The 8,552-nt window shown below is 48.0% G+C and carries 8 protein-coding genes; 7 read left to right on the top strand and 1 reads right to left on the bottom strand.

The window, feature by feature from the left end:
- The 6 genes from IXC47_RS18960 to IXC47_RS18935 all read left to right on the top strand — a co-directional run.
- The coding region (locus tag IXC47_RS18960) for a hypothetical protein (RefSeq protein ID WP_230089666.1) at positions 1 to 474 on the top strand (474 nt) is incomplete at its 5' end.
- Between the two features lie 69 nt (positions 475 to 543).
- Entirely contained in the window at positions 544 to 1,044 is a 501-nt protein-coding gene (locus IXC47_RS18955; RefSeq protein ID WP_195876719.1) for a hypothetical protein, read from the top strand.
- Positions 1,045 to 1,110: 66 nt separating this feature from the next.
- Positions 1,111 to 2,241, top strand: a complete 1,131-nt coding sequence (locus tag IXC47_RS18950) for a tyrosine-type recombinase/integrase (RefSeq protein WP_195876718.1) — start codon at positions 1,111 to 1,113, stop codon at positions 2,239 to 2,241.
- A complete protein-coding gene (locus IXC47_RS18945) occupies positions 2,231 to 3,886 on the top strand; it encodes a tyrosine-type recombinase/integrase (protein WP_195876717.1) in 1,656 nt (551 codons plus the stop codon). Before IXC47_RS18950 ends, IXC47_RS18945 begins: the two co-directional genes overlap by 11 nt.
- Complete coding sequence (locus tag IXC47_RS18940) at positions 3,883 to 5,802, top strand: site-specific integrase (RefSeq protein ID WP_230089665.1); 1,920 nt, start codon at positions 3,883 to 3,885, stop codon at positions 5,800 to 5,802. The genes IXC47_RS18945 and IXC47_RS18940 overlap by 4 nt, the downstream gene beginning before the upstream one ends.
- Positions 5,799 to 6,302, top strand: a complete 504-nt coding sequence (locus tag IXC47_RS18935) for a TetR family transcriptional regulator (RefSeq protein WP_195876716.1) — start codon at positions 5,799 to 5,801, stop codon at positions 6,300 to 6,302. Before IXC47_RS18940 ends, IXC47_RS18935 begins: the two co-directional genes overlap by 4 nt.
- Here the strand turns inward: IXC47_RS18935 and IXC47_RS18930 are convergent.
- Positions 6,243 to 7,277: a tyrosine-type recombinase/integrase gene (locus IXC47_RS18930; RefSeq protein WP_195876715.1), complete on the bottom strand. Its 1,035-nt coding sequence runs from the start codon at positions 7,275 to 7,277 to the stop codon at positions 6,243 to 6,245. The two genes, IXC47_RS18935 and IXC47_RS18930, sit on opposite strands and share 60 nt — an antisense overlap.
- A 281-nt stretch (positions 7,278 to 7,558) precedes the next feature.
- Between IXC47_RS18930 and IXC47_RS18925 the strand changes: the two genes are divergently transcribed.
- Positions 7,559 to 8,251, top strand: coding sequence for an HNH endonuclease (locus IXC47_RS18925; protein ID WP_195876714.1), 693 nt, complete (start codon positions 7,559 to 7,561; stop codon positions 8,249 to 8,251).
- Positions 8,252 to 8,552: the final 301 nt, after the last annotated feature.

The following is an 8,552-nucleotide window of genomic DNA, read 5'->3' as shown; positions in this document are numbered from 1 at the left end:
TTCTGCTTGCTTAAGGATGGCAATAATCTGGCTTTCCGAAAAACGCGACTTCTTCATGTAAAACTTCCTCAATTTCGATTGGAGAAAATTCTACTTTCAAATTCACTTCTTTTCCGGGGGGATTACCATGCACGTCGGTTTCAAATCTACGACATGACCATCGCTTTTTATAATGCGTTGAGCGGAGATGTCAATGTCGATGAATTTCTAGATGCTAGGAGAAAATTTTTGATGGCTGTGCGCGAATCGCAATTTCTGTTCTCGCCTGACTCCGGGATTTATGAAACGCTCCTTGATCTTCGTGAGAAGGCATTTTCTATTCACGGATTTAAGGCCAATAGCGAGAGTTTGCAGAGCGATCCCACTTTGTTCATTCAACTTCACGAAAAAATGATTAATGAGCTGGATAGCTGGGACGGTTTGACATCGAAGATCCAGAAAGCGATGGCATCCCACCTTAATTTTCATTCCTAATGCGCAAGGTTGCACTGAGTCCTATGTAGCGTAGCAAGAAACAGCTACGGGAGTCGTGGAAAGGAACAGATGTCTAAAAAAGTTTTGCCGAAGGAGTTCACTGCTTTTCCCGAACCAATGATTCTTTCTACTGCGAGAGATTTTGCTGCTGCAAGCAGGATTCTTAGGTCGCAATCTGGCGTGAGCGTACCAGTTATCATTAATGCAGTTTTGTCTCTCGAACTATATTTAAAGTCTCTTCATGCGACGCAAATATATAACGGCGATGAAAATTTAAGTATCAGCCGAATATCGAAGTTACGCTCTAACACCCATAGCGTTCATGAACTGTTTCAGAATCTTCCACGAGACAAACAGGAGTGGCTTACTAGCCTATATAGAATTTTTTTTGGTGATCGGGTGGGATCTTCGCTAGCTGAAGATTTGAAAAGTTTTGACGGGGTCTTCATCAACTGGCGTTACATCTATGAAGGCAAGGCGAAAACGGTCCAGAGTGGACTTTTAGATGAATTGATTAATTTCTTTGAATTTTCCTGCTCTCCCGCTTCAACCGCGAAATTTCAGGAATAATAATCAAGAAGATGCATGGCAAGGAGATCCGGAAGCTGCGGCGGCTCTCAGAGAGAACGTGATTTAATGCGATTGTTTTTAACCAAGAGCGAATTTATTTGGCAGGGGATAGTGAGGGAAAACATTCCTTTCCTTTGCGACAGTGAAATGGAGTTGGTCGCCGCGCCGAATGAATATCTTCGCTTTATCGCAGTGGTCAGAGGTCGTACGCGATCCGAGAAGACGTGGTTGACCTATGGACACCACCTGTACGAATTCTTCGCGTTCCTCGAGTCAAACAATTTGGCATGGAATGCTGTCAATCAAACACAGATTGCAGCGTGGCGCGACTCAATGCTGGAGCGGAAATGCTCTCGCTCCACGGTCAATCAGCGACTTCGATGTGTCCATGGCTTTTATGACTGGTCCCTGCGCAACGGTAAGACTCACAGCCTACCCTTTTCGACCCAGGATATCTGGGTAGCCAAGCCGCGCGGCTTTCTCGCTCACGTCGATGCTTCCGGGGCTCGATTTGACGCCAACGAACTGACGTTACAGACGCATAAGCCGATGCCAAAGTTCCTCCACATGGATAAGGCCATTCGCTTCATCGAAACCATGACGCCGCATTCCCTCAAACTCATGAGTTATCTCGCTCTGCTGACTGGCATGCGGCGCGAAGAGGTGGTGCGGCTAGATTATCGCATGCTGCCAAATCCTGCTGGGCACGATCCCGGCAAGCAGTTGCCGATGGTGCTTGATCCAACGCTAACGCCGACCAAGGGAAGCAAGGAACGATTTGTCATGTTGCCCTACGATCTTGCAGTTGCTCTTTGGTCTTACTTCTGCCGCGACTGGCCAAAGCGAAACGCTATCTTCAAGCGAGCGTACGGCAGGGAAAGTACGAGGTTATTCCTATCGCACTATGGTGAAGAGCTCTCTGTCCGTTACCTTAACAATGCCTTTGCGAAATGCACCCGAAAGACCGGCATTGAGGCCCACCCACACATGTTACGTCACACGTTCGGCACCTATGAGCTGCTACGTATGGCTAAGAAGGAAGGCCAGAGCAAAGCACTGCTATGGGTGCGAGACCGCATGGGCCACAGCTCGATCACGACAACTGAGAAATATGTGCATGCAGCTGATCTGATTCAAAACGATGACGTGGATGGATATCAGGCAGAGGTCTGCGAGGCATTGCGCCGTGGCCATTAGACGCAATAAGCTAGACCGCAAGGTTGACCTGACGCTCGATTCTGGACGCGTCGTCGATATGCCGCCTGGCTGGACATTCGTCATCGATTGCCCTCATCACGGCAAGATCGAATTCGACTTTCGTCCTTTCCAGAAGAATGGCCGAGATGATGTCGCGGGACATATGCGAGATGCTGTGTGGAGCATGCGGCATACGTCAGTTGGGGCTACTCTCTATTCTTACCTCAACGTTGGATTACGTCCGTTCTGGCGATTTCTCGAAGACCCCGCGAGTGCAGGCGAGAAAATTAAAAGTTTGGGCCAAATTGATCGTGCATTGCTGGATCGCTACCTCGCATGGCTGGAGCTGCAATTAGTTGCAGGCGGAAAAAACAAAGGTGAGCCGTGGTCGATTGCCTCTCGACGAGTCACTTTTAATCTTATCAAGACCCTATTAATAAATCGCCAAAAATCTGGTGCGGCCGTTAGCAAGGACTTGAACTTCCCAAGAAATCCCTTCCCCAACGCAAATCGGCTGTCGAAGAAACGGGAGGCATATTCAATTACGGAGCAGAAGCGCGTACTCGCTGCCCTTAATCAAGACTTGAGAAACATCCATGAGAACCGTGCGGTTCTCACAGGGTTACAAGTCTTGGCGGTACATCTAGTTCTTCTCGCATTGACGACGGGAAGAAATATGCAATCGCTGCTGGATATGAAACGAGATAGCCTGCAGGAGCACCCGTTGCCAGATCGGGAGCTTATGGTCACTTACAAAAGGCGTGGCTGGTCAACACAAGCCACGTCTCTTCGTAAAACAGCGGCACCAGCTGTACAGAAATCATTGCAGGCCATCCCTGCAACTATCGGCGAGCACTTCCGCGCTTTGTGCGCGATCACAGCGCCACTCATTCACGAAATAGAACCCAAGCATCAGTCATACGTCTTTATCCTACGCATTACGCACCTTGAGCGTAAGGGCCAGGTTGTACGACTGGATAATGGGCTTGCAAATGCCGGCCTCCGGATGTTTGTACAGCGGCATTCACTTCAGGATGACCATGGGCAAGCGTTGGCCCTCAACATCGCTAGATTGCGTCCCACTTTTGCAACTGAACTGTATCGTCGCACTCGGGATATACGTCGTGTTCAGCAAGCACTTGGGCATGCTAACGTTGAAACCACGGCACGTCACTATGCAGAAGCCTCACTTGACGCAGACCGGGATCATGCGCTCGTCGTTGACGGGATGGTCAGCCAATTTTCGCGCATGGAAGTCGAAGGCAAGATTTTGCTAGCGGCGGATGGAAAAATTCCGTTGGGTGACATGAAGGATCTTCTTGCTGGGGGCTACAACACTGGGATCGCGCGTTGCAAGAATCCCTTCCGAGAGGATGAGTCGGTGTGTCAAAAATTCTTCCACTGCTTCAAGTGTCCTAACATGTGCGTATTTGAGGACGACCTCTGGCGGCTGTTTAGCTTTTACTATCGGTTGCTTGCGGAGCGGTCCAAAGTCAACTCCGCCCATTGGCTGAAAACCTACGGCCCAATTATCCGTCGAATCGATACCGACATTGCTTCACAGTTCCCAATCGATAAGGTAAATGCTGCCCGTCTTAAGGCGCAACAGACACCGCACCCCACTTGGAAAGGACCGCTACTTTGAGCTCTCTCACACTCAATGTACAACCACTCAAAGGTGCGACACCCGCAGAGAAGGAAATACGCCCCATATCTGTTGCGATACAGCCAGACGGCACACCGTGGGTAGTAAGTCGTTTCGGTGATGACATTTGGGATTGGTATCCCTATTTGCCGAACGCGAATCTACCATCTTCTCGCAAGCAACTGGATTGGAGAGTAATACTGCCAGATGGTAGTTTACTGACGGATTCGCAGCATGCAAATCTCTTGGATGCTGCAAAAGATTTTTTATGGTCATTGTTTGCGCAACCCATAGAAGGACGTAAACGTCCTCATCTTCGATCCTTGATTGCAAAATCCTTCCCCTTGATTTTGCTCTTGCGTTGGATGATAGCCAATGGCATTCGGCGGTTTGCGGATCTCGATGGCTGCACGCTCGACTACGTCTCAGCAGCGAAACAGACCAAGAGTGGAGTTGCATCACCACAAACAGTTACATCCCGACTATCTCTCTTGGAGGATATGTTCTACCAACGCCACAAGCTGAATGATTCATTGATGGCGCATCCATGGCCTGGCGAAGCGGCGACATCACTAGCAGGACAAAAGCAAGGGGGCGCTCATCGGCGGGCAACCACAGAAGTTATACCTGACAATATCTCCAATCAGATAGCATCTTCTGCGATCGACTATATCCGGAAAAAGGCGATTGAATTACTCGCGGCAACTACCGCCGTTAAAGCCACTGGTGAAGAAATCGCGGCGACTGCCACGTCTCGTTCGTGGGTGACAATCCATCGCACGGCTTCAGCGAGGGCATCGGGTTATGACGGAACCTATGAGCTGATCAAAGAGATCACGCGACTGCGTACAGCCTGTTACATTGTTATCGACATGTTCTCCGGAATCCGCGATTCCGAGATGATGTCCCTGACTGAAGGGTGTATTACCGAGGGACCTAGCAGCGATGGTAGTGTGGCGCTAATGTGGCTACATGGCACCATTTATAAAACTGGCGTACGTCCGAAGCGCTGGCTCGTGCCGTCGATTGTCGCGGAAGCGGTTCAGGTGTTAACGCGCCTTACGATGGCGGAGCGAGAAGACCTTAATACTGAAGAGACAGTTCTCCATGCGAGCCTTGAGTCCGCTAGTGCAGACCAGCGCGCAAGCATAGTCAAGCGCCTCAATATTGTCCGCAATTCAAGAAATCGATTATTTGTTGCAAGAAATAAGGGACTGATCCACGTCCTCTCCGGTACAAGAATGAACAAGCTGTTGAAGGAGTTTTGCGAACATTGCGGCATTCATGGCGATGACGGAAATCCATATCCACTGTATGCGCATCAATTCCGGCGTACCTATGCCCACTTCATCGCGCGATCCGAGCTCGGTGATTTGCTGACCTTGCGTGACCATTTCGGTCATTGGAGCATCGACATGACTGTCTATTATGCCGACGGCGGCGCTGACCGATACGAGGCCGACATTGAGCTCTTGGACATGATTACTGAAGAAAAGATGACCAGGCAGAGCGAAATCATGAGTGGATATCTGGATTCTGATACGCCTCTGGCGAATGGCGACCATTGGCTTAAAGATTGGCGCGCATCAGTTCGCACCGCCGTCAATAAGGAAGAACTTATCAAGGAGTACGCCAGCACCATCACCCTGAATGGGACGGGCCACTCGTGGTGCGTTGGCAACGCTCGTGGCACGGGATGCGGTGGTCTTTGCATCTTTGAGGCGCAGATGTGCGTCGATTGCAACTACGGCATCATTGGGACAGAGCATCGACCTGTTTGGGAAGGTATACGGGAACAGCAAAAGGAAGCGCTTGCGCTCGATGACATGGGGCCAGGTGGTAAGACTCGCGCGCAGACCATTCTTGGATACGCCGAAAAGGTTTTGCGTCGGCTTGACGGGCAGGAGTTGGCATGAGCATCCATGCAATGACTCAAAAGGCTCTGGCCGCTCAGAAGCGCCAGTCGATCAAGGAAACTCGAGAGAAGCTAGAGCTAGCGCTACACCGCCTTATGCACGGCAAACCGAAGTTCGTCGAAAAGGGAACCAGGATCACCGCCGTATCAGTTGCCAAGGAAGCCGGAGTAGATCGTGTCACCCTCTACCGCTTTCACGAGCCCGTGTTGGTAGAGATTCGGAAGATCAACGATACGGCGCCGAAAGCACTGCTCAAGCAAAGTCGCTCGGAATTAGCCCAGTCGGCGGCAAAACAGAAGGAATACCGCAAAATGGTCGTGGAGGCGCAAGAAGAGGTCGCCACACTAGCACGCGTCAACTACCGGTTGGATGCCCGCATAGCCGAATTAGAGGAAATGCTTCGCGTAAGGGATGGAGTGATTGCTGAATTGCAGAAGGAACTACATGAGCGCGGCACGAAGACCAAAGTCACACCGATGAAGTTCAATGCGCCACACTAAATATGTTGCGTATCGTCGAATGGCTTTAATTAACTTAGCACTATCAATACGCAACACCGATTTTGGATTACATAAGTCATGGAATCTCAAATCAACTAGAAAGTTATCTACTTGCGGTTTGCATTCTTCGTTGCATTTAGCGACGTAATTTATTTTTCCAACAGCACATGCTCTTTGAAACGAGCGGATTAGTCTGTCTTGAGAGATGTAAAACACTTTTCCACCATCTATAGGTCGAGATAAGTTGCTCAATACTAATGCTGCTTTTGAAGATAATGGCACGGTCCTGGATTCACCATTTTTTGTATCAGCTAGATAAATTGTTCTTTTACTAAAGTCTATATTTTCCCAAAGTAAGCCAAGAATTTCACCTTGTCGCATTGCTGTTGAAACCGCTATTTGGACAATAGAGCTAGCTATAGGCTGACTCCCATCATTTAACGCTTGAATTAAATATTGAAATTCTTCGGGCTGCAAACGTCTGTCGCGTTGTTTTGATCCACTTGGCAGACTTATGTTTTTAACTGGATTGATAAGACTCTCCATTCCCCAATCTTTACGGGCAGTCTCAAAGAAATGTGAGAGTAAGGCGAGGTCTAGTCGAATGGTATTTTCCGCCTTGCCTTGAGAGCGTCGTTCGTCCCTGAATTTGGCTAAATCACTACCTCGTATATTAGACAGGTAGCGAGAGCCCAAAGCATCTTTTTGCCAGCGTTTGATTCTCGTAAGTTCTTGAGCCGCACCCTTTTTTAAGGGAGTTATTTCGTTCGCATAGCGTTCTAACCCTTCTCGCAAAGTCGTACTTTCAGCTTCTTCACGGGAAACAAAAATTCCTCGATCCATTTCCCCTTCGATATGTCGAGACCAAGCTTCGGCTTCATTTTTACTATTGAAAGTCTTGGATAATTGTTTATGACCTTCTCGGCGAATTTTCGCTTGCCATTGATACTGACCACGCTTCGTTATTGTTGCCATTGAATCCTCCCAGCGTTATTTTATGCTGGGTGTCCCAAAATTGTCCCATTAATTAGCATGTTAATTCTGTAAGCCGCACCAACGCTTACAACGCGGTTAGGCTCATAATCCGTTGGTGCCGTGTTCGACTCACGGGAGGCCCACCATAAACAGAAGGGGTTACGATTATTCGTAACCCCTTTTTTTTGCATTGTCTGTGTCAAAACATCGGTGCGGGGTAAGCAATTGTTATGCAAAATACATAACGAGAAAATGTTCTAATTGGTTTGCTGGAGGCATTGATGGCAATTAGTGAAAAATCTATAAAATTGTTGTGGGCGAATGCTGCTGGAAGGTGTTCTTTTCCCGATTGCGCTAGAAAACTGACGGATCAAGGAGATGACGGTACTGGGTATACAACAGGCGAGATGGCGCATATTAAAGGCGACAAGCCAAAATCAAGCAGATTCGACGAAAATCAAAGTGCAAAGGATAGGGATAGTTATAACAACCTGATTCTGCTCTGTGCTGTTCACCACACGGAAATAGATAAACCCGAAAACGAAAAAAAATACTCCGTCGAGTGGCTTCTTGAAAGAAAAAATCAATTTGAATCTTTGGTTATTGCATCATTGCTTCCTGGGGATATTCATTCCGCTGATGAATTGAAAAGCAAAGTCGCTGTTCTACTAGCTGAAAGCCGCCAAGCATGGATTCAGTACGGTCCGCTGTCTGACTTGGCTAAAAAAAATCCCCAAAGTCCGAAATTGCACGACATATGGCTAAGGATGCGTCTAACAACTATTGTTCCTAACAACAGAGCAATTTTCGAGCTACTAACTAGGCATAGATTATTATTCGATAAATCAAAACAAGATCTCGTGAGTAAATTCTTGGCTCACGTGAGAAGTTACGAAATGTGGGTGCAAGATGAGATTCCATATCAAGCTGTGGAAAGATTTCCAACCGATTTTGAACTGATGATTAAGGAATGATATGACGGCACATAGCACCAAGTTTCCTTGGTTGAGCTACTACGGGCACTATAATTTTTTTGAAGATCGAATGACGGAACATTCTAAAGTCATGAGATTAGAAAAGATTGATGTTGGGCATTACAAACTGCACTTGGAGAGTGGAAGAGAAGTCGTAGTGTTTGTATGTGAGTGCTGGTCTGTCCCGGTCTAGGTGGACACTAACTTAAGGTGGATAATGCCACCCAGGAGTTATGTTTATGACCAAGACCAGACGTACTTATCCCGAATCATTCAAACGAGATGCTGTTGACCAAGTGCT

This window comes from Herminiimonas contaminans (genome assembly GCF_015645465.1).
Lineage (GTDB): Bacteria > Pseudomonadota > Gammaproteobacteria > Burkholderiales > Burkholderiaceae_D > Oxalicibacterium > Oxalicibacterium contaminans.
The sequence above is the reverse complement of the archived record's forward strand: the minus strand, read 5'-3'. Positions and strand labels throughout refer to the sequence as shown.

Excerpts from the sequence above, each read along its gene's own strand:
- IXC47_RS18955 (WP_195876719.1), top strand. The coding sequence starts at position 544 with ATGTCTAAAAAAGTTTTGCCGAAGGAGTTCACTGCTTTTCCCGAACCA.
- IXC47_RS18950 (WP_195876718.1), top strand. The coding sequence starts at position 1,111 with ATGCGATTGTTTTTAACCAAGAGCGAATTTATTTGGCAGGGGATAGTG.
- IXC47_RS18935 (WP_195876716.1), top strand. The coding sequence starts at position 5,799 with ATGAGCATCCATGCAATGACTCAAAAGGCTCTGGCCGCTCAGAAGCGC.
- IXC47_RS18930 (WP_195876715.1), bottom strand. The coding sequence starts at position 7,277 with ATGGCAACAATAACGAAGCGTGGTCAGTATCAATGGCAAGCGAAAATT.
- IXC47_RS18925 (WP_195876714.1), top strand. The coding sequence starts at position 7,559 with ATGGCAATTAGTGAAAAATCTATAAAATTGTTGTGGGCGAATGCTGCT.